Origin of the sequence: Methylibium sp. T29 (assembly GCF_000576205.1) — a bacterium.
Lineage (GTDB): Bacteria > Pseudomonadota > Gammaproteobacteria > Burkholderiales > Burkholderiaceae_C > Methylibium > Methylibium petroleiphilum.
The window spans coordinates 1-637 of record NZ_AZND01000591.1 but is presented as its reverse complement, the minus strand read 5'-3'; the positions used below and the strand labels follow the sequence as shown (position 1 = coordinate 637).

The 637-nt window shown below is 74.7% G+C and carries 1 protein-coding gene; it reads left to right on the top strand.

Going from position 1 to position 637, the window contains the following annotated elements; genetic code table 11:
• Window positions 1-66: 66 nt before the first annotated feature.
• On the top strand, window positions 67-637 hold a 571-nt coding region (locus x551_RS23005; RefSeq protein WP_036252244.1), incomplete at its 3' end, for a thiamine pyrophosphate-binding protein.

Below are 637 nucleotides of genomic sequence, written 5' to 3'. Positions count from 1 at the left end.
GCACCGCGGGCCCCGCGTCAGCGCGCGGCCCGGCGGCGCGTGGCCGGCGCGGCTACAGTGCCGGCCATGCACACTCCCGCACCGCGTCTGGCCGGCCATGCGCTGGTCGAGGCATTGATCGCGCAAGGCATCGGCACCTGCTTCGGCGTGCCGGGCGAGAGCTTCCTGCCGGTGCTCGACGGCTTCCTCGAGCACGCCGGGCGCATCCGCTTCGTCAGCTGCCGCCAGGAGGGCGGGGCGGCCTTCATGGCCGAAGCCCAGGGCAAGCTGACGCGCCGCCCCGGCATCTGCTTCGTCACGCGCGGACCGGGTGCGGCCAATGCCGCCGTCGGCCTGCACACCGCCTTCCAGGACAGCACGCCGATGGTGCTGTTCATCGGCCAGGTGGGGGCCGAGGTGCGTGACCGCGAGGCCTTCCAGGAGCTCGACTACCGCGCGGTGTTCGGCCCCAACAGCGGCGGCTTCGCCAAATGGGTGGGCGAGGTGGCCAGCGCCGATCGCCTGCCCGAGTACGTGGCGAAGGCCTTCCACCTGGCGATGCAGGGCCGCCCCGGCCCGGTGGTACTGGCGCTGCCCGAGGACGTGCTGCGCACGCCGACCGCCGCACCGGTGCTGCCGCGCGCGGAGCCGGCCCAGG